General features: G+C 34.3%; 26 protein-coding genes, 1 tRNA gene and 1 riboswitch. Of the genes, 22 read left to right on the top strand and 5 right to left on the bottom strand.

The window, feature by feature from the left end; all coding sequences use genetic code 11:
- Nucleotides 1-3 precede the first annotated feature (3 nt).
- The 9 genes from THEXY_RS08265 to THEXY_RS08225 all read left to right on the top strand — a co-directional run bounded on the left by THEXY_RS08265 (nucleotide 4) and on the right by THEXY_RS08225 (nucleotide 8,271).
- Nucleotides 4-1,128, top strand: a complete 1,125-nt coding sequence (locus tag THEXY_RS08265; protein WP_013788385.1) for a sodium ion-translocating decarboxylase subunit beta — start codon at nucleotides 4-6, stop codon at nucleotides 1,126-1,128.
- A 76-nt stretch (nucleotides 1,129-1,204) separates the two neighbouring features.
- On the top strand, nucleotides 1,205-1,429 hold the full coding sequence (locus THEXY_RS08260; protein WP_041592101.1) for an ATP-binding protein: 225 nt from the start codon (nucleotides 1,205-1,207) through the stop codon (nucleotides 1,427-1,429).
- Nucleotides 1,398-2,522 (top strand): 2-oxoacid:acceptor oxidoreductase subunit alpha, encoded by a 1,125-nt coding sequence (locus THEXY_RS08255; protein WP_013788383.1) that lies wholly within the window; start codon nucleotides 1,398-1,400, stop codon nucleotides 2,520-2,522. Before THEXY_RS08260 ends, THEXY_RS08255 begins: the two co-directional genes overlap by 32 nt.
- Complete coding sequence (locus tag THEXY_RS08250; RefSeq protein WP_041592100.1) at nucleotides 2,522-3,352, top strand: 2-oxoacid:ferredoxin oxidoreductase subunit beta; 831 nt, start codon at nucleotides 2,522-2,524, stop codon at nucleotides 3,350-3,352. The genes THEXY_RS08255 and THEXY_RS08250 overlap by 1 nt, the downstream gene beginning before the upstream one ends.
- Nucleotides 3,339-3,893, top strand: a complete 555-nt coding sequence (locus THEXY_RS08245; RefSeq protein ID WP_013788381.1) for a 2-oxoacid:acceptor oxidoreductase family protein — start codon at nucleotides 3,339-3,341, stop codon at nucleotides 3,891-3,893. Before THEXY_RS08250 ends, THEXY_RS08245 begins: the two co-directional genes overlap by 14 nt.
- 122 nt (nucleotides 3,894-4,015) lie before the next feature.
- The gene (locus tag THEXY_RS08240) at nucleotides 4,016-4,705 is read left to right on the top strand and encodes a response regulator transcription factor (RefSeq protein ID WP_013788380.1); all 690 of its coding nucleotides are present in this window, start codon (nucleotides 4,016-4,018) and stop codon (nucleotides 4,703-4,705) included.
- Nucleotides 4,706-4,813: 108 nt separating this feature from the next.
- The gene (locus THEXY_RS08235) at nucleotides 4,814-5,950 is read left to right on the top strand and encodes an amidase domain-containing protein (protein WP_013788379.1); all 1,137 of its coding nucleotides are present in this window, start codon (nucleotides 4,814-4,816) and stop codon (nucleotides 5,948-5,950) included.
- A gap of 178 nt (nucleotides 5,951-6,128) precedes the next feature.
- Complete coding sequence (locus THEXY_RS08230; protein WP_013788378.1) at nucleotides 6,129-6,620, top strand: hypothetical protein; 492 nt, start codon at nucleotides 6,129-6,131, stop codon at nucleotides 6,618-6,620.
- An 85-nt stretch (nucleotides 6,621-6,705) separates the two neighbouring features.
- Nucleotides 6,706-8,271, top strand: a complete 1,566-nt coding sequence (locus THEXY_RS08225) for an ATP-binding protein (RefSeq protein ID WP_195890933.1) — start codon at nucleotides 6,706-6,708, stop codon at nucleotides 8,269-8,271.
- Between the two features lie 44 nt (nucleotides 8,272-8,315).
- Here the strand turns inward: THEXY_RS08225 and THEXY_RS08220 are convergent, their stop codons facing one another.
- Complete coding sequence (locus THEXY_RS08220; protein ID WP_013788376.1) at nucleotides 8,316-8,912, bottom strand: superoxide dismutase; 597 nt, start codon at nucleotides 8,910-8,912, stop codon at nucleotides 8,316-8,318.
- Between the two features lie 102 nt (nucleotides 8,913-9,014).
- Between THEXY_RS08220 and THEXY_RS08215 the strand changes: the two genes are divergently transcribed.
- Complete coding sequence (locus THEXY_RS08215) at nucleotides 9,015-9,569, top strand: TIGR01440 family protein (RefSeq protein WP_013788375.1); 555 nt, start codon at nucleotides 9,015-9,017, stop codon at nucleotides 9,567-9,569.
- Nucleotides 9,570-9,698: 129 nt separating this feature from the next.
- On the opposite strand, the gene THEXY_RS08210 is transcribed toward THEXY_RS08215, so the two are convergent.
- Together THEXY_RS08210 and THEXY_RS08205 are read right to left on the bottom strand one after the other, a co-directional pair.
- Nucleotides 9,699-11,849 carry an S-layer homology domain-containing protein gene (locus THEXY_RS08210; protein ID WP_013788374.1) on the bottom strand — a complete coding sequence of 717 codons (2,151 nt, stop codon included), beginning with the start codon at nucleotides 11,847-11,849 and terminating at the stop codon, nucleotides 9,699-9,701.
- 80 nt (nucleotides 11,850-11,929) lie between these two features.
- Nucleotides 11,930-12,853 carry a glycosyl hydrolase family 18 protein gene (locus THEXY_RS08205; protein WP_013788373.1) on the bottom strand — a complete coding sequence of 308 codons (924 nt, stop codon included), beginning with the start codon at nucleotides 12,851-12,853 and terminating at the stop codon, nucleotides 11,930-11,932.
- Nucleotides 12,854-13,094: 241 nt separating this feature from the next.
- On the opposite strand from THEXY_RS08205, the gene THEXY_RS08200 reads away from it, so the two are divergent.
- Nucleotides 13,095-13,505, top strand: coding sequence for a PspC domain-containing protein (locus THEXY_RS08200; protein WP_013788372.1), 411 nt, complete (start codon nucleotides 13,095-13,097; stop codon nucleotides 13,503-13,505).
- Nucleotides 13,506-13,534: 29 nt separating this feature from the next.
- Here the strand turns inward: THEXY_RS08200 and THEXY_RS08195 are convergent, their stop codons facing one another.
- Nucleotides 13,535-14,884 carry an amino acid permease gene (locus tag THEXY_RS08195; RefSeq protein ID WP_013788371.1) on the bottom strand — a complete coding sequence of 450 codons (1,350 nt, stop codon included), beginning with the start codon at nucleotides 14,882-14,884 and terminating at the stop codon, nucleotides 13,535-13,537.
- Between the two features lie 136 nt (nucleotides 14,885-15,020).
- Between THEXY_RS08195 and THEXY_RS08190 the strand changes: the two genes are divergently transcribed.
- From THEXY_RS08190 to THEXY_RS08145, 10 genes are all read left to right on the top strand, one after another.
- Nucleotides 15,021-15,533: a hypothetical protein gene (locus THEXY_RS08190; protein WP_013788370.1), complete on the top strand. Its 513-nt coding sequence runs from the start codon at nucleotides 15,021-15,023 to the stop codon at nucleotides 15,531-15,533.
- 98 nt (nucleotides 15,534-15,631) lie between these two features.
- Nucleotides 15,632-16,795: a L,D-transpeptidase family protein gene (locus THEXY_RS08185; protein ID WP_013788369.1), complete on the top strand. Its 1,164-nt coding sequence runs from the start codon at nucleotides 15,632-15,634 to the stop codon at nucleotides 16,793-16,795.
- 108 nt (nucleotides 16,796-16,903) lie between these two features.
- Nucleotides 16,904-17,461 carry an RNA polymerase sigma factor gene (locus THEXY_RS08180; protein WP_013788368.1) on the top strand — a complete coding sequence of 186 codons (558 nt, stop codon included), beginning with the start codon at nucleotides 16,904-16,906 and terminating at the stop codon, nucleotides 17,459-17,461.
- Nucleotides 17,461-18,603, top strand: coding sequence for a DUF4349 domain-containing protein (locus THEXY_RS08175; RefSeq protein ID WP_013788367.1), 1,143 nt, complete (start codon nucleotides 17,461-17,463; stop codon nucleotides 18,601-18,603). The genes THEXY_RS08180 and THEXY_RS08175 overlap by 1 nt, the downstream gene beginning before the upstream one ends.
- A gap of 70 nt (nucleotides 18,604-18,673) precedes the next feature.
- Nucleotides 18,674-21,277: a DNA polymerase I gene (polA, locus tag THEXY_RS08170; RefSeq protein WP_013788366.1), complete on the top strand. Its 2,604-nt coding sequence runs from the start codon at nucleotides 18,674-18,676 to the stop codon at nucleotides 21,275-21,277.
- 47 nt (nucleotides 21,278-21,324) lie between these two features.
- Complete coding sequence (coaE, locus tag THEXY_RS08165) at nucleotides 21,325-21,921, top strand: dephospho-CoA kinase (RefSeq protein ID WP_041592098.1); 597 nt, start codon at nucleotides 21,325-21,327, stop codon at nucleotides 21,919-21,921.
- Nucleotides 21,922-21,940: 19 nt separating this feature from the next.
- Nucleotides 21,941-22,495, top strand: coding sequence for a lytic transglycosylase domain-containing protein (locus tag THEXY_RS08160; RefSeq protein ID WP_013788364.1), 555 nt, complete (start codon nucleotides 21,941-21,943; stop codon nucleotides 22,493-22,495).
- A 40-nt stretch (nucleotides 22,496-22,535) separates the two neighbouring features.
- Nucleotides 22,536-22,985, top strand: a complete 450-nt coding sequence (locus THEXY_RS08155) for a DUF441 domain-containing protein (RefSeq protein ID WP_013788363.1) — start codon at nucleotides 22,536-22,538, stop codon at nucleotides 22,983-22,985.
- Nucleotides 22,986-23,003: 18 nt separating this feature from the next.
- On the top strand, nucleotides 23,004-24,038 hold the full coding sequence (locus THEXY_RS08150) for a nicotinate phosphoribosyltransferase (RefSeq protein WP_013788362.1): 1,035 nt from the start codon (nucleotides 23,004-23,006) through the stop codon (nucleotides 24,036-24,038).
- 240 nt (nucleotides 24,039-24,278) lie between these two features.
- Nucleotides 24,279-24,365 (top strand) — tRNA-Leu (locus THEXY_RS08145).
- 49 nt (nucleotides 24,366-24,414) lie between these two features.
- Here THEXY_RS08145 and THEXY_RS08140 read toward each other — a convergent pair.
- Complete coding sequence (locus tag THEXY_RS08140) at nucleotides 24,415-25,335, bottom strand: AEC family transporter (RefSeq protein WP_013788361.1); 921 nt, start codon at nucleotides 25,333-25,335, stop codon at nucleotides 24,415-24,417.
- A 188-nt stretch (nucleotides 25,336-25,523) separates the two neighbouring features.
- Nucleotides 25,524-25,654, top strand: a riboswitch (cyclic di-AMP (ydaO/yuaA leader).
- Nucleotides 25,655-25,657: 3 nt separating this feature from the next.
- Between THEXY_RS08140 and THEXY_RS08135 the strand changes: the two genes are divergently transcribed.
- Nucleotides 25,658-26,353 (top strand): C40 family peptidase, encoded by a 696-nt coding sequence (locus THEXY_RS08135; RefSeq protein WP_013788360.1) that lies wholly within the window; start codon nucleotides 25,658-25,660, stop codon nucleotides 26,351-26,353.
- Nucleotides 26,354-26,405 lie beyond the last annotated feature (52 nt).

Here is a 26,405-nt window from a genome sequence, read left to right as displayed (position 1 = left end):
AACATGATCATCGTAGATATTATAGAAGATATGTTTAAATCAACAGGTTTAGTGCATTTGACATTTGGAAATATAATTTTAATAGCTTTAGGAATAGCTTTTATTTCGCTTTCTATTATTAAAAAATACGAACCATATCTCTTGCTTCCGATAGGGTTTGGATGCATTGTAGCAAACATACCCTCTACTAATTTGCTTTTACCAAATGGGCTTATAGGTATATTTTACCTTGGTGTTAAAAAGATTATATATCCGCCACTTATATTTTTAGGTGTTGGAGCTATGACTGACTTTGGACCAATGATTGCAAATCCCAGCCTTGTAATACTTGGTGCATTTGCTCATATAGGAATATTTATCGCATTGATAGGGGCGAAAATTTTAGGGTTTTCCATACATCAATCAGCGGCTATAGGAATAATAGGGGGGGCAGATGGACCTATGGCAATTTATGTAACACAAAAACTTGCACCTAATCTAATGGCACAAATATCTGTTGCAGCATATTCATATATGGCATTGATGCCGCTTATTCAACCGCCTATTATGAAACTGTTAACTACAAAAGAGGAAAGAAAAATTATTATGAAACAGCCGAGAGAAGTTTCAAAGACGGAAAAGATTGTTTTTCCAATTGTTATTACCGTATTGATAGATGTGCTATTGCCACCAATTGCACCTCTTATTACTATGATGATGTTGGGAAACTTATTAAAAGAGTCGGGTGTCGTCGATAGATTGGCTAAAACTGCCAGTGGAGAATTGATGAATGTCATAACAATGCTATTAGGCATATCTATTGGTTCAACAATGAAAGCGGATACTTTTCTTACTATTAAGACTTTAGAAATAATAGTTTTAGGGCTTGTTGCGTTTATGACAGGAACGGCTGGTGGCATTTTAGGAGCAAAACTTTTAAACAAATTATCTGGAGGAAAGATAAATCCTCTAATAGGGTCGGCAGGTATTGCTTCTGTCCCTATAGCGGCTCGCGTTTCACACTACGTTGCTATTAAAGAAAATCCATATAATTTTTTAATCATGTTTGCAATGGGGCCAAACTTAGCAGGCGTTTTCGGCACTGCCATAGCAGGTGGAATGATGTTGACCATCTTAGGAGTTCATTAAATCTTATTCATACTGACAATAGATTGGATTTCGATAAGTTTAGAAAGGATAAATTCATTCGATTTTCGAAGGTGATATTGTGAAAAATAAAAAAATATGTATAACCGAAAGCTGGTGCAAAGGGTGTGGAATTTGTGTAGAATTTTGCCCTGCAAATGCTTTAACCATGAAAGATAATAAAGTTTTTTTAAAGATCCCAGAAAAGTGTACATCCTGTGGCCTATGTGAACTAAGATGCCCAGATTATGCAATTTATTTAGAGGTGATAGATGATGACGGTAAAATTGATGCAAGGAAATGAAGCGGTTGTAAATGCTGCAATAAAGGCAGGCCTAAACTTTTTTGCAGGTTATCCAATCACTCCTTCTACAGAAATCGCAGAGCTTTGCTCAGAAAAGCTTCCATTAATCGGGGGCAAGTTTATACAAATGGAAGATGAATTAAGCAGTATGGCTGCTGTAATCGGTGCATCATTAGCAGGAGCAAAAGCTATGACAGCCACGTCTGGTCCAGGATTTTCACTTAAACAGGAGAATATTGGGTTTGCATCGATGGCAGAGATCCCATGTGTCATTGTTGATGTGCAGAGATGTGGACCCAGCACAGGTATGCCAACAATGCCATCACAAGGCGATGTAATGCAGGCAAGATGGGGAACCCATGGAGATCATCCCATAATAGTCATGTCGCCGTCATCAGTAAAAGAGGCGTACGAAATAACGATTAAAGCATTTAATCTTACATATAAATACAGGACACCTGTGATTTTACTGTTGGACGAAGTTATAGGCCATCTTAGAGAAAGAATCGAAATCGAGGATGTACAACATGTCACAAATGAGAAATTTGATTTACCTGATATAAATGAATATATTCCTTATAAAAATGTATTAAATGGCGTTGCACCGTTTATACCATTCGGTCTGGGGTATAAATATCATGTTACCGGACTTGCCCATGATGAAAAAGGATATCCTACAAATAACACTGATGTAAACGAAAAACTTATGGTGAGGCTTTTAGGTAAGATTGAAAACAATACAGATGATATCTGCATTTACGATGAGAATATAAAGCAAAACAGCGATGTTCTTATTGTTTCTTACGGTTCTTCTGCAAGAGCGTGTAAAGAGTCAATAAAAATGCTTGGCGAATCGGGGATTAATGTATCTTTTTTTAAGCCAATAACAATCTGGCCTTTTCCAGAAATACATTTTAAGAAAATAAGCGAAAAATTCAAATATATTTTTGTAGTTGAAATGAACAATGGACAACTTTATTTGGAGATTGACCGTTTAATTAAAGGTTTTGGGAAAGTGATTAAAATAAATAAATTTAATGGAGAATATTTGACACCACAATATATATATGAAAAGGTAAAGGAGTCTTTATGATGGCATCTGAACTCATTGAAAAATATTATAGAACCGATACATTGCCTACTATATGGTGTCCAGGATGTGGCAATGGCATAATAACATCAGCAATTGTAAGAGCAATTGATAATTTAAACTTAGATCGAGATAAAATCTGTATTGTATCTGGAATTGGATGTTCATCGAGAGCTTCAGGATATCTTGATTTTAATACGCTTCACGCGACACATGGAAGGGCATTGGCATTTGCCACTGGCATAAAGGTGGCTAATCCATCTCTTACAGTTATAGTCATTACTGGCGATGGAGATTGTGCTGCTATAGGTGGCAATCATTTTATCCACGCATGCAGACGAAATATAGATTTAACTACAATAATGTTCAATAATAACATCTATGGTATGACAGGTGGGCAGTATTCTCCATCTACACCATCTATGGATAAATCTACTACGACACCATATGGGAACATAGATAGAGATTTCGATATGTGTGAACTTGCAATAGCCGCAGGAGCCACATATGTCGCCAGAAGCACGTCTTACCATGTACAGCAATTAATCAAATTGATAGAAAAAGGAATTATGCATAGAGGGTTTTCATTTATTGAAGCTATTAGTATGTGCCCTACGTATTATGGAAGAAAGAACAAGAAAGGCGATGCTAAAGAGATGCTAAAGTGGCAAAAAGAGCACGCTGTTTTAATCAATAACGCAAAAAAAATTTCTGAAGAAGAGCTTTCAGATAAATTCTTAATAGGAGAATTTTTAAACATAGATGAACCGGAATTTACTGAAAAATATTATAAAATGATTAATTTATTGAAGGTGAATAATGATGATAACTAAGTTTGAGATGAGATTTGCGGGTACAGGAGGACAAGGAATAATTTTAGCAGGCATAATATTGGCAGAAGCTGCATTATTAGATGGAAAGAACAGTGTTGAGACACAATCGTATGGCCCTGAAGCGAGAGGCGGTGCAAGTAAGTCTGAAGTAATAATCAGCGATGATATTATAGATTACCCTAAAGTGCAAAAACCAGATATATTAGCGGTGCTGTCTCAAAAAGCATACATTATGTACAAAAATGATTTAAAAAGCGATGGAATTGTAGTAGCTGACAATTCAATTATTGCAAATGACAATGCAGTGAACAAAGTCTTTTTACTACCTATAATAGAAACTGCCAAGAACGATGTCGGAAGCCTCTTCACTGCAAATATAGTTTTGCTTGGGGCTGTTGCTGAGCTGACCAGAATAGTATCAAAAGAGTCACTTCTAAAAGCTATTATTCAAAAAGTCCCAAAAGATACAGTGAAATTAAATGAGAAGGCTCTTGAAGCGGGCTATAGTATTGCTGGCAATGTTTTGATTAAAATTGGATGAATTGAGTCAATTTTCATGTTCCTGTTTGGATTAAAGAACTATGCCTCTAAATGTGCTATTTTTATCCAGTATATGATATAATATATTTAAATTTGAATTTACTTGCAAGATGGAGTGATTATATGGCTAAAATCTTGGTTTGTGATGATGAAAGATCTATATTAAATATGTTAAAAATGGTATTAGAAAAAGAAAAATATGAAGTGATATGTGCCGAAAATGGGAAAGATGTTATTGAAGTATTAAAAAAACAGATACCAGATTTAATAATATTAGATGTCATGTTGCCTGATGAAAGCGGATTTGATATTCTAAAAAAAATTGTGCCTCTTTATAAAGTTCCTATCATAATGTTGACAGCTAAAAATGATATTGTTGACAAGGTGATTGGTTTAGAATTTGGAGCAGATGATTATGTCACAAAACCTTTTGATACGCGTGAGCTTATTGCTAGGGTAAAGGCTCTGCTAAGAAGAATTGAAGAAGTAAAAGCAAATAAAAACTTTTGTACTTTTGGAGATTTGATTGTTAATTTTGATCAAGGAATTGTAAAAAAGAGAGGAAAAATTATAAATCTTACTCCAAAAGAATTTGTTCTTTTAAAAGTATTAATAGATGCAAAGGGAAATGTTTTAACAAGAGAAGAACTTCTTGATAAAGTATGGGGATATGATTATTATGGCGATACTAGAGTCGTAGATATACATATATTAAGACTTAGAAAAAAGATTGAAGACGACACGCAAAGTCCTAGATATATTCGAACTGTTTATGGTTTTGGATATAAGTTTGATATGGAGAATAATTTATAAAAATTTATTAAATAGTAGTAAAAATGATATTGAAATGTAATAAAAATGAAACAACTGGGAGTTATAATTGAGTAAATAAAATGATTTTTAATTATTGGAGGTGTAAATATGAAAAAGATATTATTGCTTTCATTAGCAATAGTAATGCTAAGCTTTTTGTTTACAACATCTACTATAAATGCAGAAAATATAACTGATATGGATCAAATATCAGTGGCAAAAGGTCAGATTAATACCTATTTGTACGCTTTAAATCATTCTTTGGTAGACGATACAATTCAAAAAAATATACGAGATCTTGTTGATAATTCAAACTTAACCCTTTTAAATTATATAACTGGACGTCATAGTATATATTCTGAATGGGCTAAAAACAATAATGTTAAATTTACAAATGTTTCCGTAAATATTGATAATGGCAATATTAAGTATGATAAGGGAAAAATATATGCTAATTTATCTACGACGACTGCTGTCACATATGAATATATGAGTGGGAAAGGTTCTGGGGTACCCAATACATTCAAATTTAGTGAGATACATAGCTTAGTCTTAGAAAATAAAAATGGAGTATATAAAGTAATAGAGGACAATTTTTATGATCCATTAAGACCAGATTTATCTGAGGATCACGTCAATAGGAAAGTATTCGATTATAATATAGATAATAATATTGCAAGTAATGCTTTAATGAATCAAAAATCTATAATTCCAAATAGTTATAAAACAGTATATTATCAAACAGCGGCAGCTGCAGCATATGCAGATAAATGGACAGATAATAGTGGTAGTAGCGGTACGACACATAATCCTAATTATAATTATTATCCAAATAATGATTGTGCTAATTTTGTTTCACAATGTATGGGTGATAGTAATGCTGGAAATCTTCCGACTGATGGTACGTGGTATCCTTATTCATTAGCTTGGATAAATGCTGATTCATTATATAATTATATTGTCAATAATAGGGGATGGTTAAGAGCTTATAGTACCTCTACTTCATATTTAGATAGCTATGCAAAACAAATGAAAGTTGGCGATTTAGTATTTTATAGGTGGTCAACATCTGGATCTACAAAAGACCATGTATCTATAGTTGTTGCTTTTGATTCTGCAGGAAATCCATTAGTTGATGCGCATACAAATAATAGATGGCATTATCCTTGGAGTTTATATTCGTCTAATACGACTTTCTGGTTAGTTGGAGTCAATGCATCTGTAACAGTTCCCCAAAATCAATAATCATTTGGAGAAAGAGTATATAAGACGAGATAGTATTTGAACAAATCTCGTCTTATATTTAATGTTTATCAAGATTATGGAAGCATTGATATGCATTGAGGTCCTTTGAAGATCGTGAGAATCTGAGAATGAGTGAGATATTAAAAGAAAATCAAAGATTATAGAGGGAGGTATTTATGTGAGATATATAAAATTGCTTATAGCATTGTTTATTCTGTCAGTTTGTTTCTTCGTTTTGGCAGCATGTAATAATTTGAAAAATGGAGATATTGAACAGGTGAAAATTAATAAAGAAGCTTCAATAAATTTGACAGTTGAGGATGAAAACGCAACTAAAGTAATTTATAATTTTTATAAATTAGTAGTAGAAAAGAAAACTGATGAATATATGAGTTTATATACAGACCAGATGAGGAATTTATTAAAAGAGCAAAATGTGAAAGATGACACAAAATATATAAAGAGTGCAAATATAGAGGGTATAGAGTTTTTAAAAGATATGCCTCAAGAAAGAGGGACACAAGAATACAAAGTAAAAATAAATCTTCAATATGAAAATGTTCCTGATGATTTAAAAGCTGTTGCCGTTTCCGGAGAAAGGATGTTATTTATCACATTAAAACTTGAAAATAAAGAATGGAAGATAGCCTCAATTGGAACTGGTCCATAGGTGATAGTTAATGAAAATTAGAACGAAGATATTAATATGTTATGTTAGTGCTTTTTCGGTTATTATATTATTAATAGGGTATTTTATGTTCGTTACAATAACTAATTACATTATTATGAGCACAGTAAATAATATGGTTGATAATTTAAATAAAGAAATAAACATTATAGTTGATAATAATAAAAATATAGATCCTAAAATATTGATTGAAAAATATGCTGATACTATAGCTTCTAGTTTATGTATGAACAATTATTTTGTGAAGTTATATAATGGTAAGTCATTAATCAGCCATTTGCATTATGAAGTTGATGATGAAAATAGTAAAATAGACGAAATTGTCAAAATTGCTTTAAAAGGTAAAGAGGCATATAAAGTTAAAAAAAATTTATTGTATGTCTCACTTCCAATAAAGTTTGGAAACGAGATTATTGGAGCAGTAGAATATATACATCCATTAACTAATGAATTAAATAGCATAAATTTTATCAAATTGATTTTTGAGATATTTGGATTTATATCAATTTTTATTATTTTACTTATTAGTATTTATATATCATATATTATAACAAAACCAATTAAGCATCTTGATTGTGCTGCAAGAAAATTCTTGAAAGGAAATTATGAAATATTGCCTGTTAAAACAAAGGATGAGATTGGTAATTTCACAAGGACTTTTAACCAAATGACCAAGACGATTTCACAGCAAATGGATGATATACTTTTTGAAAAAAATAAGTTAGAAAGTGTTTTATCTGCTCTTAACGAAGGTGTTATAGCATTTGATGATAAAGAGGATATTGTATTTAAAAATCAAAAAGTAGATGAATTGATTAGTGATGTAACATACGATTATATTTTGGATATTGTTAATAAAACGTATAAAAATAAGCACATAATTGAGGAAATACCGACAAATGACAAAATATTGAACATTGAGAGCTTTTTATGCGATGGTTATTGTACTGTTGTAATTAGAGATGTTACTTTAGATAAAGAGCTGATAGAAAAACAAAAGAAATTTGTTTCAAACATTTCGCATGAGCTAAAATCTCCTTTAACTGCCATTTTGGGTTTTATACAAATATTAAAAGAAGAAAAAGAATATAATCAAGTGATACTAAACTATATTGAAAGTGAAACAATTAAATTAAAAGAGCTTGTTTTAGATATTCTTGAGGTATCAAAACTTCAATCATATGAGTTAAAACTTCAAAAAAAGACTATAAATTTAAGCTGGTTGCTATTGAAAATATGTGAAAACATAAATTTAAAGGCCTTAAAATTTAACATATCAATAAATACAAATATTCAAGATGGAATAAGTTTAATTGCCGATGAAGATAAGATTTCTCAAGCGATAGTTAATCTTCTTGACAATGCAATAAAGTATTCAAATCCTCATAATCAAATTGATGTATCATTGTACAAAAATTTTAATCGAGAAATCTCAATTAAAGTAAAAGACAATGGTATCGGAATTCCGGAAAATGAAATTCGTCATATTTTTGATAGGTTTTATAGAGCAAAGAATGCTTTATCAATAGGTGGAAATGGATTAGGCCTGACAATTGTTAAAGAGATTATTGAAAAGCATGGTGGTAGAATAGAAGTTGCGAGCAAAATTGACAAGGGACAACTTTTACGATAATACTACCTCAACAAGATTTAGCAGGATTGGGAGTTTGAATCCTGCTAAATTTTCTTTGTATCGATCCAATTGTATACACGTTTATTTACTTCATCCCATTTGACATTGTTCATGAAAGCGTCAATGTATCCCTTTTTGTCTGTCCCATAATCTATGAAATATGCATGTTCGTAAGTGTCGATTATTAAAAGTGGAGTCGATCTTGAAATGACGCCATGATTGTGAAGATCCTGCAAATAATTGTGAAGCTTTAAGTCAATTGGGTCAAAGCAAAGAACTGTCCAGCCCCTTGACGATAGTGCACATGCTTTAAAGTCGTTAAGCCAGTTTTCATAAGAACCGAAATCGCATGTTATCATAGAAGCAATTATTCCTGTTGCAGGACCACCTGTTCCACCAAGGTTTTCGAAGTAAAGCTCGTGCAGTTTTACGCCATCTAATGCATATGTTTCTTCCAGCTTAAGCTCTCTATATTCACTGTATGTTGCATTTGCTTTTTCTCTATCAGATGTGGTTAATTTCTCCCAAATTTCATTTGTCTTCGATACATATCCTTCATACAATTTATAATGCTCTTGCAACGTCTTTTGTGATATGCCGTTTAATACCAAGTTATACTTTTTAGGTATCAACCTTTTCAATTATCTTACCTCCCGTTAAACTTTTTCTGCCAATATTATATGATTTTGAAGTATACTGTGATACAATAAATTAAAACATGATATGAGTTGGAGGTGTTTTACTTGGATATAAATGAAATAAAGATTGAGACGAAGGAAGTCATTGAAGAGCTTTTAGATATAGCCGATGTAAGAAGTGGAGGACTTTTTGTATTAGGTGGTAGCACAAGTGAGGTCATAGGTCGAAAAGTTGGAACGTCAGGAAGCCTTGATATAGCGAAAGCGATTGTGGACCCGATATTGGAATCTGTAAAGAAGAGAAATTTGTATTTGGCTGTACAAGGATGCGAACATTTAAATAGGGCCCTTCTTGTGGAAGAAGAGGCTATGATAAAGTACAATCTTGATGAAGTATCTGTGATCCCTCAGGTACATGCAGGTGGTTCATTGCAGACTTATTCTTACAGCGTATTTGAAAGACCAGTTATGGTGGAGAGCTTGAAGGGATTAGGACATGCGGGTCTTGACATAGGACTTGTATTAATTGGTATGCACTTAAGGCCTGTAGTTGTTCCAGTTAGGTTAAAGCACAGTAAAATAGGCGATGCTACGATAGTGGCTGCTAAGACGCGGCCTAAGTTAATCGGTGGAGAACGGGCAATATATAAAAAGCAATAATTGTTGTGATAGTAGAGGTATTTCTGGCATCTGGGATGTTTGTACATGAAGCAAGTGTATTTATAGTCACGTTAAATGCCATGAGACTTATGAAGTATAAAGGGCGCTTATCTGAGGCGCCCTTTATGGTTATTTTTCTATTCTCAAATATCTTACTAATATTGATGCTGTTTCAGCTCTTGTGAGATCGCCGTTTGGATTAAAGTATCCATTGTTGCCTTTCATTAAATTAAGTCCATAGGCAATTGCCACGTATCCTTTTAAAGAACTGTCTATGCTATTGGCATCTTTTAAGAAATCTAATGTGTAGATGCCATTTATGTCGGCAACATATTTTAATCCAAGGCTTCTAACGATAAATTTTGCTGCATCTTGTCGAGTTACTTTAGAATCAGGTGTTTTCTCGCTTTCTGTGATGATTTTGTTGTTAATTGCTACGTTGTAGTAATTATCGTAGTTTTCATCATCGTTTGAGCTAAGAGGTATTATTATGTTGTTTGGCTGAAGCGATTTTACAAGCATCTTTATAAAATCTTTTTGCAGTATATAGTCATTTGGCATGTACTTGCCATCTTTTCCATCTACTATGCCATACTGTAATAGAAGTAGTATGTCTTTCTCTGCCCAATTTCCAGCTATATCTGTAAATTGGGTACTTTTATCCTTTTCGATTGGGTTTCCTGAGAAATCGACATAAGCTCCTGTCTTTGCATCTATTAATCCATTGAAGTTGTTCACTTGATACACAAGTTTTACATCTTGTGGAGGCGTATCGTATACTTTGTCTGGTGGGTAGTAGATGATGTAAGTAAGCTGCAAGTCGCTATTTTTAAACAAAGAGTCGTATGCGTCGTCAAGGCTTATTATGTTTTTACTGTCTGGCAAATTTACATTTATCCAGCTATAATTGTATGATACTATGTCACCAGTGTACTTATTGACGCCTATATATATGGAATCAAAAGGACATTGTATGCCATTTGCCATATATACGTAATTAAATGACATATACGGCGAATTATCATAAGGAGATGTTGGAACGTCTTGATATTCAATTTGGTTGAATTTATCCGGTTGTACTTTGCTTAAGTATTCTTCAGCTATGTTTTTTAGCTGTTCTTTCGTGTACTTCGGCGTTTTTCCTTGAATGTTATTTTCACTGCTGTCGCTTCTTGTAAATGTCATTAGTTCACCTGTTGTAGCATCTACTGAAGCCGATACATAATTGTAATTGCTTCCATCAGAGTAAGACCAACTAAAATCCCAAATTGCACTGTCATAATTTGAACTATTTTTGAAAAGATTGGAAGATGTAAGGTTGTACTGAGATCCTATTGTAAATGGAAGTTTTTCTTTTACCATTTGAATAGCCTTGTCTTTTGAGATGTATTTTGAAATGTCGTCTACAGCTTTTTGTTCTTCAGGGGACAAAACTGATTGCGAATTAGCCGATTTTGTAGACATTCCACCAGTGCCACCAATCATGGGTCCGTAATAGTTTTGAGGCAAGACTGTACCGCTTATGGCATCAATAGGCTGGTTGTTTACAAGTGCGTAAACTAATATTGCCTGCGGTTTTGGGTCATTGTTTCCATAAACATCTTTGTAGACCACATTGTACTGCAATCTAAGGCTGTTGTTGCTTTTGTATATTTCTATTGCTTTATCTTTTGAAATGGCTAATTTGGGATCAGGGAAGTTGTAATTGTCATTCCACGTCAAGTAGTAAGACTGAACTTCTAAAGTGTTTTTGTTTACTTCTATAGTTATGTGATTTCCTTCAAATGTGATTCCATTTACCACTTGTGCAAAATTGAAAGAATATGCGTTGCTGTAGGCGATTTTTGGGCTTAGACCCAGGTAATCGTCGCTTTCCTGCTCTTTCGTTTCTTTAAACTTTTCTGGGATAACCTTGTTTAAAAAGTCGACTGCCACTTTTTTGGCATCGTCTCTTGAGTATTTAGGTATTACGCTGTTTGAACCGCTGTTAGGCTTATAAAAGTTGTAGCCTGTTATCTCGCCTGTATCAGCATTTACGTTTACTGTGATAGTGCTGTTTGTGCTGGATGTCCATGTTAAATACCATGTCTTATTGCCATCGCCTTCATAGTAGTTGGAACTAAAGCTGTATCCATCTGTCGGAAGATTTAACTTTTCTTTCGCAATCTCAATAGCTTGCTTAAGCTCAATTTTGCTGTTTGTCTGGGCAAGCACGTCAGAAGGAATAGCTGCTGCTAAGATAAACATGGCAGTTATTAAAATAGCCAAGAGCCTTTTCATCTGAAAACCTCCTCTTTATTTTAGTATTCTACATCAATTCATTAGACGAATGATGTGTGAAAAAAGTTCCATAAAATGCATCAAATTCTATTTAAAATGTTCCAAATGTCAGGATCTTCTTGACCCAGCCTCCAAACAGCTATGCCTGATATACCGTATTGAGATACTAATGGCAGTTTTGCTTGAAAACTTCTGGCATCTTCAAACCATACGGTGTGTTTTACGGAGTCCACTGTATAAGTGTACGTGGATTCTTGCGCGGTCTCGTCGTATTCGATTTTGACGCCGAGATTTTTGGCTGTCTCTATGGCTTGAAAGTAAGATAATGTCCTTGGGTAGTTTGAGCCTTCTGCCCAGTCATAGCCGTAAACTGCCATGCCAAGCCAAATTTTTTTCGGCTCAATGGACTTTGTGGCGTAATCTAATACACTGCGAACAAATCCAATTGATGCAATGGGACCGGGCTTCGAGAAGTGTTCGTCGTATGCTAATACGTATGCTTGATCTGTAAATTGACTTAAGACAGTGTATTGAAATGCGCCTGAGAAAGGATGTCTTGGGTTGTCTTCTGTTTCTGCCGGCAATGAAATCGTGACAATCTTATTGGCGTTTTTTAGCGAATAATAAAGTTCTTCCATAAATGCGTTAAGATTGCTTCTGTCTTCTGGTGGCACAAACTCAAAATCGATATTTATTCCTGGATAGTTATTTGATAATGCCATGTTTACTATGCTGTTTACTAATATGCTTCTTAAAGATGTATTGGATATTAAATCATGTATAAGCTGTGATTTTTTCGGATCAGAATAATTGTGTACAATAGGAAAGATAGGTAAATTATTCTGAGATGCTATGCTTTTGACGTCTTGCGACGACATATCCGCCAGCGTGCCGTCTGGCTTAACGCCGTACCAGAAAGGTATAAGCGTCGTTATTTGAGAAGTGTGTTCTCTTAGATCATCTATAGCACCTGGTGCTATATCAAAATACCATTTGTTATCCATAACGATACCTCCTAAAATATTATATTTTATAATACGCCATTATATATCCTTTGTGATTTACGACGCTCCGCAAAATTTTGCTTCCAAAAATACCTTGTATTGAGTATAATTTATAGTAAGTGTTTATATCTAATTAAGCAATGATTGATAAATCGCTAAATGCAGCAAAGAGGGGGTGCGATGTTTTTAGTTATATTGGAAATAAAGTAAATTGATTTAAGATATTGAAGGAGGTCTCAATATGGATAAGAGATTGTACCGCTCAAGAAATCAGGTCATTTTAGGAGGCGTATGTGGAGGCATAGCAGAGTATTTCGATATAGATGTGACGATAGTGAGGCTTATTTGGGCTTTGATTGCATTAGTGGGAGGTTCTGGCGTTTTACTTTATATAATTGCTTGGATCGTTGTTCCAGAAAATCCATATCAGCCAAAAGACGATGATTATCATGTTGGAAATGTCAATGTCGACAAAGAACCTGAAAGGCCAAAAGTTTCTTCAGGAAGGAAAAGCAGTGAAATATTTGGATGGATTTTAATTGCTTTAGGTCTATTTCTTCTCATTAGGATATTCATACCATGGTTTGATTTAAAGATTTTTTGGCCGGTTATCCTAATAGCGTTTGGACTTTTATTCATATTTAAAAAGTAATGGTAAAAGTATCGGGTTTTCCGATATTTTTACCATTTATCAAATAAATTCAGCTTTTTTGCTATTAAGTAAAAGGTAAATATGGCAATAAGCAGTATGAGTCCGCCGAAAAAACCTATTGCTTGTTTCGGGACGATTAGTGTCGATAGGAGGACGGCTGTTAGCAAAATTATCGTAAACCATGGCCTTAAAGGAAACCCGTGCTTTTGACATTCGAAGTAATCCGGGTTCTTTTTTTTAAGCATCGGCCTATATCTGATGAAAGTGTACAAGATGATGATCCAGTTGAAAAATTGGATGAAACCTGTAGCACTTGTTATATATTCGTAAACATCTTTAGGAAGAATGTATGAAAGCACTACAGCAACAAGAAGTCCGAAGCTGCTTATTAAGAGGGCGTATATAGGCACATCTCTTTTGCTTAGCTTGCTTAAAAAAGTTGGCGCAAATCTTCCCTTTCCTAAAGAATACATGACTTGCGTTACTCCGTACATAGCGCCATTCATGGTGGTCAGCGCTGCTGTAAGTATGATGAAATTCATTATTGAATCAATATATGGTATCTTTGTAAATGAAAGTAGCTTGATAAAAGGACTTTCCTTTGTTGATACTTCATACCATGGAATTACCCCTAAAAGTACGGCGATAGATGATAAATACAATATTGATAGAAACAGTACAATATACCTTCTCGCTATAGGTACATATTTTTTCGGTTTTTTTGTCTTTGATGCTGTCATAGCGGTGACCTCTATGCCACCAAACGGTATTAAAGACATAAGCATCGCACCTAAAAAACCTTTAATGCCATTTGGAGAAAAGCCTCCATGAATGTAGTAATTTTTAAAACCAATCTCGCCTTTATTGCCAAATGTTCCAAAAAGTGCAAATATACCGATGACAGTTATTATAAATAAAGCAGATACTTTGATGGTTGAAAACCAAGATTCTACAGTACCAAAGTTTTTTGTGCCTAATGCGTTTACACAGATTACCATAATAGAATAAATTAGTGCGAATATCCACAGTGGAACTTTGGGGAACCAAAACTTAGTAAAGATTGCTGATGCCGTAACTTCGCTGGACATGATGAATACACCTGCTGTCCAGTAGACCCATCCACTTAAAAATCCGCCTATGTCGCCTAAGGCTTCTTCAGCATATACCCTGAAAGAGCCGTCAACAGGGTTTGCGACGATCATTTCTGAAAGGGCGCAAAAGACTTCAGACATTATAAATGCTGAAATGACGTAATCCAAAAGGACTATTGGCCCCGCCGTATGTATTGCTATACCGCTTGCCAAAAAGAATCCCGCTCCCAGTATTCCACCTACTCCTACTAATACAAGTTCGTTAACAGATAGATTTCCTTTTTCCAAAGCAATACCTCCATTATACAATTCATTCTATGACTTACTTTTTATTATTTGTAATTATCATGTGTTTTATTAACTTGAATTTTGGTTATACATGATGTAAAATTTCATTTATCAAAAATTATAGCGGAGGGAAACCATGAAATATTACATGTTAGATAAATTAAAGAGATTATTGCTGTATTTTATGACATTGATTATTCTATTAAGTGTAGCTTTGCTATTTATCTTCGTTTTTGTAGATGTCAATATGAAAGGTATCAATGTGGAGTTGTCTGTATTGTGGTGGATATTTTACATAATCTTATCTATGTCATTATCAGTTGCACTATTTTCTATTGGGATTTCTCAAGTCATTTTACTTGAAGATTATTTTGTAATATCATTGGGCATCATGGGGTTTGTCAGAATAAGATACGACAACATTGCTGAAATAAATGAAATAGAGAAAAAAATTAATTATAAAAGAGGTATTAACTTAAAAAACGATGTTTGCAGTTTGATCATTTCGAAAAAAAGTTTATTAGAAGTACAATTAAAATCACCAATTAAAATCTATTACTTTTTGCTATTTGACAGATATGCAAATGATATTGTCTTTTCAGCACCAAATTTGAAAGTATTAAAAGAAGAAATAAACAAAAAAATGTGATTCATATTTTCACAAATTTTATCATAGATAAAGTATTAAGCGCGTCTTTAAAGGCCTGCGCTTTAGATCGATAAAATTTGTGAAAAGAGGTGCAAGCGTTGCAAGCAAAAAACAGATTTATCGTGGTATTTGCGATTTTTATTATTTTAGCGTTTAATGCGACACCATCTTACGGTTTTACAAATACCATGACAGTCAATATACCGTCAAGGACAATATATTTTGTCTCGCAAAATATGTCAAAACTTTATCCGATAGCAGTTGGCAAGATCATTTCTACATCCCCATTGGGAACATACAGGATCATAAATAAGCAAGTAAATCCTAAATGGGTATCGCCGTGGAATGGCGAAGTTGTACCATCAGGACCTGATAATCCTTTGGGATATAGATGGATGGGGTTTTACAGCGATTATGGAATACATGGGAATAACATGCCATCATCCATAGGCACTTTGGCGTCGTCGGGATGCATAAGGATGTACGAAGCGGATGTCGAAGAACTTTTTGATATGGTAAGTTACGGCGACATTGTGAATGTGGTATACCAAACGATTTTTCCAAAGACTTCTCCGACTGGCGGCATGGCATTATTCGTGTATCCGGATTTCTACAAAAAAGGCTTGAATACAAGGCAGCACATTGAAAGTGAGCTGCAAAATTACGGCATAAAAGTAAGCGATGATACATTTAGAAAATTGTACAAATACGTAAATGTGAAAGATCCGTTGGTATTTTCGGAAGGATATAAGGTTATCAGAAACAATGAACTTGTCAGCAGCAATGTGTACAGATCTCAGGATGGCCAATTTTATATGTGGGTTGGTGATCTAAAAGGTTATTTAAACATTGATGACGAGAAAATTAAGGATTTAAAATCAGTTTCAGTAGACAATGCAAACTACGTAAACATTGATGATATAGCAAATTTGACAGGTTTAAAGTTTATTGTAGACGATGATACAAATACGATTAAAATGATTGGAAATATAATTTACTATGATGGCAAGTTTTTGTCTACCACTAATTACGCAGATTATCAAAATAGAGATATTTACATTCCAATCAAAGAATTTTTTATTGCGGCAGGACATACGGTGGAATGGGATCCGCAAAAGGGAGTTATTGTAGATGGCAAAAGTATTAAATACAAAATATACGAAAGCAAATCGTACATAAATCAAAAAGATTTGAGAAGTTTATATGGGTTAAATATCACTGTAGATTCATCATCAAATAAAATATACATTAAGCGCGATTAGCGCCTTTTTTTGTGCTTTTTTTCTCAATCTGCTAAAATAGAAATGACAGATCGTTTGGAACTTATCACTTCTTTTTTCGTCAAATCACAGTGAGGGGAGGTTTTATTGTTGGATGAAAGACAGCTCCTTTTTAAAGCACAGGAAGGAGACATTGAATCGTTTGAAAATGTTATAGTATCTTATCAGAATTACATTTACAATGTCATATACAGGATAGTTGGAAACAAAGAAGATGCGTTGGATTTGACGCAAGAGACGTTTATCAAAGTATTTGTGAATATAAAAAAGTTTAAAGGCAAAAGTGAGTTTAAGACGTGGCTATACAGGATCGCTGTAAATACTTCTCTTGATTTTATGAGAAAGAGAAAAGGTGTTGAAGAACAATTGCACAATATAAGTGATTTCAAAACGCCTGAAGATATTTTCGACGATAAGATGACGAGAGATATAATCATGAGTGAATTGAACAAGCTTAAGAATGATTACAAAATCGCAATAATACTTAGAGATATAGAAGGGCTTACATACAGTGAAATAGCAGAAATAACAAATTCAAATATCGGGACAGTAAAGTCCAGGATATCCAGAGCCAGAAGTGCGCTTAAAGAAAATCTCAAAAAAATACCGGGCTTTATAAATATTTTTGATGAAAGGAGGCAATTGTGATGGAGTGCTATGCAGTCAGAAGGCTATTAAATCTCTATATAGACGAAGAACTGGATAGAAAATCAATGGACGATGTACGGACACATTTAGATTCATGTGAAGAATGCAAATTGGAATACAATGAGCTTCTATATACAAAAAGGCTTTTAGAAAATATGCCTCCTTTAGAGTTGCCAGATAATTTTGGCGAGATGCTTCACATCAAATTGATTGAAGAAAAGAAAAATAATCGTCGGAAGCTGATAAAAAGGATGTTTGCAATTGCTGCTGCCGTTATCGCTTCAATATTTGTATTGTCATTCGGATTTGATTTTTTGATGAATAATATTAAATTGTCTTCTCAGCCGCCTTTAAGCGTCAAAAGTGCTGCAAATTATTCATCGGAGGCTTCTACAGGAGGGAAAGAAGCTGCACCGAATCTGAAAAATAGCGTTTATAGCAGTTCGAATCAGACAAATAGAGGTTTAGATTCAGGATACGAGAGGAAAATAACAAAAGACGCTGCAATATCCATTGAGATGAATTCTGTAGATGAAGGCTATAACAAGATTTTAAACATAAGCAAACAGTACAATGGGTATATTGAAAGCACAAGTGAAAATACTTCAGAAAGTGGTCAAAAGACAGTCAACATCGTGCTAAAGATTCCTGCTGATGATTTTGAGTATGCCATATCAAACATTAAGTCTTTAGGCCATGTCAAGATGATTAGGATAAACAGCAGCGATATTACAGAGCAGTATTACGATGTTCAAGCACGAATAAAAAATTTAGAGATACAAGAGGAAAGCCTCCAAAACTTGATGAAAAAAGCTTCAAACATTTCAGACATATTGCAGATTGAAGACAAATTAAATGATGTGCAGACCCAGATTGATTCGTACAAAAGTCAGATAAAGCTGTGGGATAGCATGACAAACATGAGCACCATTAATTTAACTTTCCTGTCAGTTGTCCCTCAATCTGCGATAGGTAAAATCTTTGATGGAAGTTTTTTTAAAGATGTTTTAAATGCAGGGGCAAAAAGCTTCAATGTATTTTTCGAATTTATAAAGTATGTAATTGTGATGATAATATACCTGTTGCCATTTGCAATACTCATATATCTTGCATATAAAGGATATAGATTGTTCAAAAAATAATCATGGACAATTTACATCCTCTTTTTTTTGCGGTATATTAGATTACAAGAAGTTAAATAGGAGTGAGTGTATGTCGAAATTTTTGATCATAGATGGTAATAGCTTGATGTACAGGGCGTATTTTGCCCTGCCTGATTTGATGAACAGCGAAGGAATGCATACAAATGCCATATACGGTTTTTCAATGATGCTTCTTAAATTGCTGGAGGAGGAGAAACCAGACTACATAGCAATAGCTTTCGATAAAAAGGCTTCTACATTTAGGCACAAGGAGTACAGTGCTTATAAAGGAACCCGCCAGTCGATGCCAGAAGAGCTGATAGAACAGGTGGATATTTTAAAAGATGTGATAAATGCATTTAACATAAAGACCATCGAGATAGAGGGATTTGAAGCAGATGATATCATTGGTACAGTATCAAAAATTGCTTCCGAAAGTGGGATGGATGTGCTTATCGTCACAGGCGACAGAGATGCGCTTCAGCTTGTGTCGGCAAATGTAAAAGTAAAAATATGTAAAAAAGGCATAACGCAGATGGATGAGTACGATGAAAAGGCGGTCTTTGAAAAGTATGAAGTGACGCCGCTTCAATTCATAGACTTGAAAGGGCTTATGGGAGACAAATCAGACAACATTCCAGGAGTGCCCAATATAGGGGAGAAGACGGCCATAAAGCTTGTTAAAGAATTTGGATCAATTGAAAATTTACTGATGAATACAGATAAGTTAAAAGGGAAAATAAAAGAAAATGTAGAAAACAATGCAGAATTAGCTGTTTTAAGCAAACGGCTTGCTACGATTGAGAGAAATGTTCCTATTGATATTGATTTGAATGAATACGCGGTTAAAAATTACGATGTCAATAAGCTTACAGAGCTATTTGAAAAATTGGAATTTTCAAGCCTCATCTCAGATTTAAAAGATGATAGTCGTGATACAAAGGATATTAAAGAATGGCCTGTAAGAGATTTTACATACGTTAAAAATGTTTTAGGAAAGTTTGATGTTTTGTCATTGTATCCATTCATATATGATGGAAAGATAAAAGCAGTATCATTTGCTTGCGGTGACGGATCGTTTTTTGTAGAGATTGATGATTATGACAATTTTAAATTGCTTAATAATGATAAGCTTACGTTGATAGGACACGATCTGAAAGATTTTTTAGTAAACATTTCATACTGCGGTATTGAACTTAATTGTAAGATTTTAGATACGGCCATAATGACTTATCTTTTAAATCCGTCTGAGTCGAATTACGACATAAGTCGCGTATTGAAAAAATACTTGAAAGAGGATTTGCAAAACATAGATGATATAGTAGGCAAGGGCAGGAATAAAAAGAGCTACGATGACATTGACAAAAAGCTTTTAGTCGATTATATGTGTTCAGCCGCATCAAACTTATCTAAGTTAAAAGATAAGCTCATGTCATTTATAAAAGAGATGGAGATGGAAGATCTTTTAAAAAATGTGGAAATTCCGCTTATTGAAGTGCTAAAATCTATGGAGGTGTACGGCTTTACATTAGATAAAGATGTACTTAGAAGTATTTCTAAAGAAATAGATGAAAAGACAGATAAGATTGTAAAAGATATTTACGATGCTGCTGGATACGAATTTAATATTAACTCTACAAAGCAGTTATCAGAATTTTTGTTTGATAAACTGAATTTGCCAGCAATAAAAAAGACTAAAACAGGGTATTCGACTGACATGGAAGTCCTTGCAGAACTTATACCGTACAATGACATAGTAGGAGAAATAATAGAATATAGACAGCTTATGAAGCTTAAATCTACGTACATAGATGGCTTCATTCCCATCATGGATGAAAATAATAGGGTCCACTCTACGTTTAAACAAACAGTTGCTGCTACAGGGAGAATTAGCTCAACAGAGCCTAATCTGCAGAACATACCTGTAAGAGAAGAATTTGGCAGGAGGATAAGAAAGGCATTTGTATCAAGTTATGAAGATGGGCTTATAATATCTGCTGATTATTCTCAGATTGAGCTTAGGGTTCTTGCACATCTTTCAGAGGATGAAAAACTTATTGAGTCATTTTTGAACAACGAAGATATACATTTAAGGACGGCATCGGAGGTTTTTAAGGTTTCGAAAGAAGAAGTGACAAGTGAAATGAGAAGGCGGGCGAAAGCTGTCAACTTTGGTATTGTATATGGTATAAGCGATTACGGCTTATCTAAAGACTTAAAGATTTCGCGAAAAGAAGCGAAAGAATACATAGACAATTATTTTGACAGGTACAAGGGCGTCAAAAATTACATCGACTCAATTGTCAAATTTGCAAAGGAAAATGGGTATGTTACGACTATCTTAAATAGGAGAAGATACATACCGGAAATCAATTCAAAAAATTTTAACCAAAGATCTTTTGGCGAGAGAATGGCAATGAATACACCTATTCAAGGTAGCGCTGCGGATATAATAAAGATGTCGATGGTTAAAGTATACAATGAATTAAAGGAAAGAGGATTGAAATCAAGACTTATTCTTCAGGTGCACGATGAGCTTATAATTGACACACATCCTGATGAAGTTGAAATAGTCAAGGAGCTTCTAAAATCAATAATGGAAAATATCATAAAGTTGAAAGTTCCTTTAGTTGTAGATATAGGGCAAGGGAAAAACTGGTATGATGCAAAATAAAAGTGTCTTATGGACACTTTTAAATTATATAGATTGGAGGTGCGATGGTGAAAGTTATCGGATTGACAGGGGGAATAGCGTCAGGAAAAAGCACCGTTTCATCCATATTAAAAAGTCTTGGAGCAGTAATAATTGACGCTGATGTCGTTTCAAGAGAGATTATGATAAAGGGGACTGAGACATATAATATATTAATAAGCGTATTTGGAAGAGAGATTTTGCGAAAAGATGGCGAGATAGACCGGAGAAAACTGGGTAACCTTGTTTTTGCTGATAAAGAAAAATTGAATAAATTAAATGAAATTACGCATCCGGAAATAATAAAAAGGATAAAAGATATAATAGAGGAAGAGAGAAAAAAAGGCAAAGAGAAAGCCATCGTGCTTGATGCAGCATTGCTAATTGAGATGAAGCTTTTTAATATGGTAGATGAAGTATGGCTTGTGGTTGTTGATAAAAAGACACAGATTAGAAGGCTTATGAAAAGAGACAATTTAAGCTATAAAGACGCATTAAACCGTATTAAGAGCCAGATGTCTATAGAGGACAAAATGAAGTACGCAGATTTTATAATTAATAACTGCAAGGATTTTAATGCTATAAAAAGACAAGTTGAGCTATTGTGGGGGCGTTTTTCAAAATAGAACATCTGGAGGTATTATATTGAAGTTAAAAAAAGTCATATTGGTGATAGTAGTAGCAGTTACTGTTTTGACGGTATATGGAGTCAAGACAAATTGGTTTTTAAAGCAATTGTATCCTAAAAAATACAGTCAACAGGTATACTTCTATTCAAATCAGTATGGAGTAGATCCTAATTTGGTCTTTGCTATGATAAAGGCAGAAAGCAATTTTAATCCTGACAGCGTTTCAAATAAAGGTGCTATAGGCCTTATGCAGGTGATACCTGAGACAGGAACTTGGGTTGCTAATTACATAGGCATCAAAAATTTTAGCGTTAATATGCTTTTTAATCCAGATTACAATATAAATATAGGAACATGGTATCTAAAATACCTTTTAAAACAATTTAATAATGATGTCACTTTGGCAGTAGCCGCATATAATGGAGGAAGTGGCAATGTTTCAAATTGGTTAAAAGACAAGAGGTATTCAGAAAATGGCAGCAATCTCAAAAAAGTGCCTTTTTTAGAGACGGATAAGTACATTAAAAAGGTGCTTAAGTATTATAAGATTTACACAAATTTATATAAATGACTTGAAACATTGCACAACATTATGCTGCGAGGGATTTTAAATGGATTTTGGGGTCTTAATTCTATCCATCATGTTGTTTTTCAGCATTATAGGGGAAAACAACAACGCTGCGGCTGCTATTATAATGCTTCTTTTGATTAAGCTTATGAACTTGGAAATAATTAATCAATTTGTATCGAAAAATGGCATGAATCTTGGTATAATAGTATTGACTATGGGAGCCTTATCACCTCTTGCAATGAGCAAAGTGTCAATTGATGATTTTTTAAATGCTGCAAAAAGCGTGGAGGGGGTTATTACAGTTATTGCCGGGATAATTGTAGCTATATTGGCATCTATAGGCCTTAACGCCATGAAAGTAGATACAAATGGTGTTGTAGGTGTTTTGCTGGGTACTGTGATTGGTGTAAGCTTCTTTAAGGGAGCACCGGTTGGTCCAATGATAGCCCTTGGCATTACGACAATCTTACTTAGGATATTTAGATTATAGAGAGGGAGAAGAATACATATGAAAATTATCAAACATCTTGAAGACTTAAGGGAAGTTAAGGTAAGCAATGATAGAGAGTTTTTTTCCGCTACACATGATGAGATAAAAAATGGCGCGACTACAGACGTTTATTTTTTAAGGACGCAAGATATTTTAAAGCATTTAGGGATTGACGGGAAAGTTGTAACGGCAGAGATATTTGCAAGAAGAAGTGGTGTTTTTGCAGGGCTGCCTGAAGTAAAAAATGTCTTAAAAGATAAAAACATTGAAGTGTGGTCTATAGATGAAGGAGAGACTTTTGAAGCAAAAGAGACTGTTATGAGAATCATTGGACCGTACAACGAGTTTGGCACGTATGAAACTGTGATATTGGGTATGTTGGCAAGTTCATGCGGATGGGCTACTGCAGCAAGAGAGCTTAAAGAAGTTATTCCAGACAAGCCTTTACTTTGTTTTGGCGCAAGACATGTGCATCCTGCAGTGGCGCCTGTCATGGAAAGGGCCGCCCTTATAGGTGGTGCTGATGATGCTAGCTGTATATTGGGAGCAAAGCTTTTAGGCCGTGAACCAAAGGGCACAGTGCCACATGCGGCTTTTCTGATAGCTGGCGACACTCTTACTGTAGCAAAGGCTTACAGTGAGATAACGCCTAAAGATGAGAAAATAACTATTTTAGTAGATACATTTAAAGATGAAATTGAAGAATCATTGAGAGTGGCTGAATTTTTAGGAGATAGGTTGTATGGCATAAGATTGGATACGCCATCGGAAAGAGGGGGTGTGACAGCAAGCCTTGTGTATGAGCTTAGGCAGAGGCTTAACCAAAAAGGGTTTGACAATGTCAAGATCATTGTGTCTGGTGGGCTTACACCAGAAAGGATAAAAGAGCTTGCATTAAGCGGTGCAGATGCATTTGGCGTTGGCAGTTATATATCAGATGCATCTCCTATAGATATGACGATGGATATTAAAGAAGTAGAAGGAGAACCTATTGCAAAAAGAGGTAGAATTCCCGGAAGGATAGAGAATGCAAAATTAAAAAGAATAATATAGACAGACATGAATCTATGCTTGTCTGTATAATACTAAATGAATCGCAATTTATACAAAAAGGTATTGACACAAACAAAAAAACATTATATAATGACTAATGTGCTAACGATGTTGTGACGCGGGGGTGGCGGAATAGGCAGACGCGTACGTTTGTGTGGATGTCGATTCTGTGATAGATTTAATTAACACCTTTGCGAATATTGACAAGTTAGCATCTTGATGATACAATACTCAATGTAAGCGGGAGTGCTGGAATAGGCAGACAGGCATGTTTGAGGGGCATGTGAGAGCTATCTCGTATGGGTTCAAGTCCCATCTCCCGCACCAAAATGAAAATAAATATTTTACATAAAAAAGCCTTTCAAAAGGCTTTTTTTTAATGCCACTTTACCATTATAATTGACATGAATACAATCGCAACAATCGTCGTTGTCGTTATAAAGATCGATGCAAGTTTGGTGTTTAGATTTCTCTCATCAGAATATATGACTGCTACAAGCGCTGTTGGCATGATAGTTCCTAACATTATGGTTTTAATTGTCATTGATGCGGTATTGAAAAACAGAGGCAAGACAAAAAACAATGCTATGCCTGGTGCATATTTAATGGCAAGTCCTTTAAGTAGCGATAAAATTTCATCCTTTTCTAAATTAAAATCAAGAAAGTATCCTATTACAAACAAAGCCAATGTTGTATTAGGCATTGAAATTTGTTCTGCCAGGTTAACGATTAAACTTGGAAATTTAATACCTATGACATTTAATATGAAGGCGATTATATACGTGTCAAAAGGTACAAAGTACAAGATTTTTTTAAATACTTTCTTTAGATCTACTTTATCACTCTGAGAAAATGCGTACGCAGCAATATATGCAACTCCAAAGACATTAAATGAATTTCCCATGTCAAACATGGCAATGTGCAAAAGTCCATTGTTGCCGTAAATTTGTTGTATAAAAGGAAAAGCGAAAAGACCTATGTTGTAGCCACAAAGAGAGATAATTAAAGTGCCTTTTGTTTCTCTTTTTAAATTTGCGTTTCTAAAGGCTAAAAAGCCTACAAGAAAAGTGATGAAGCCAAAAGCAAAGCCTGATAATGTTAAAACGAACAAGTTTGTATTTACTTTTGTAGTCAAGAAAACTTTTGCGATGCTGGCAGGTAATGTTATGTATATGATAAAACTATTTATTACCTTTCCCGTTTCTGCAGGTAGAAATTTCATTTTCTTTACTGCGTAACCGAAAAATATTATGATGATGCTTATTGCGATTTTTTGAAGTATGACTATTTGACTCATTCATATCCTCCTTTTCGTATATCAAATAAAATTATACTACAACAAGCTTCTTATTTATAGAGATTGTAACAAATTTATAAATTTTTTATAAAATATATTAAGAGTTTATTAAAAAAATCTTAAAAAATTATTATGAAAACATTGACTTTATTAATCGTTTTTGATAAAATAAAAGAAACTTGTACATATTAGCAATCTTGCCGAATCCTATTTAGGTACGGAGGATTTTTCATGTTTGGGGTTAATCTGCCATATGCAGTAGGGGTACCTTCTATCCCGCACCCGTCAACTAACTCCGGAGGCAAAAGGAAGGAGATTAGCTATGAATAGCAAATTAGGTAAATTTATTTTTGGTGTATCCGTTTTCGGCATGACTATGGTAGGTTCTTCGATGCTTACACATATTTATGCAGCAGATCTTGGAAGTGGCGTCGTCATTGGAAACGGTGTAAATGTCAGAAATGGCGGAAACTTGTCGTCAATGGTTATCACACAGTTAAATTATAGCGATGTGGTTACAGTGATTGGACAGGATAATGGCTGGTACAACATAAAGCTTTCAGATGGGACTGTAGGCTGGATATATGGAAAGTACCTTTCATTAAGGTCTTCAAGTACGGTGTCAAGGGGTGATGTTGATAGAAGCATTGCCTCAAGGCTGATCGATTTTGGTAAAGAGTTTTTAGGAACAAGGTATGTTTACGGTGGTGAATCTCCATCGGGTTTTGATTGTTCTGGTTTTACTCAATACGTCTTTAAAAGCGTCGGTATTAGTTTGCCAAGGACTGCTGATGTTCAAGCTACAGTAGGAACTTACGTTGATAGAGCAGATTTGCAGCCTGGTGATTTGGTGTTTTTTAAGACATTAGGGAGCAGCATAATAAACCATGCTGGGATATACATAGGAAATGGGCAGTTTATGCACGCTTCATCTGGTGCTGGAAAAGTCATGATAAGCTCTTTATATGAAGATTACTACAGCACTCACTATGCTGCAGCCAGAAGGGTTATACAGTAAACTAAATATAACGACAAAAAGGCACTTTCATGTGTCTTTTTTTGATGCATTT

This window comes from Thermoanaerobacterium xylanolyticum LX-11, from assembly GCF_000189775.2.
Classification (GTDB): domain Bacteria; phylum Bacillota; class Thermoanaerobacteria; order Thermoanaerobacterales; family Thermoanaerobacteraceae; genus Thermoanaerobacterium; species Thermoanaerobacterium thermosulfurigenes.
The sequence above is the reverse complement of the archived record's forward strand: the minus strand, read 5'-3'. Positions and strand labels throughout refer to the sequence as shown.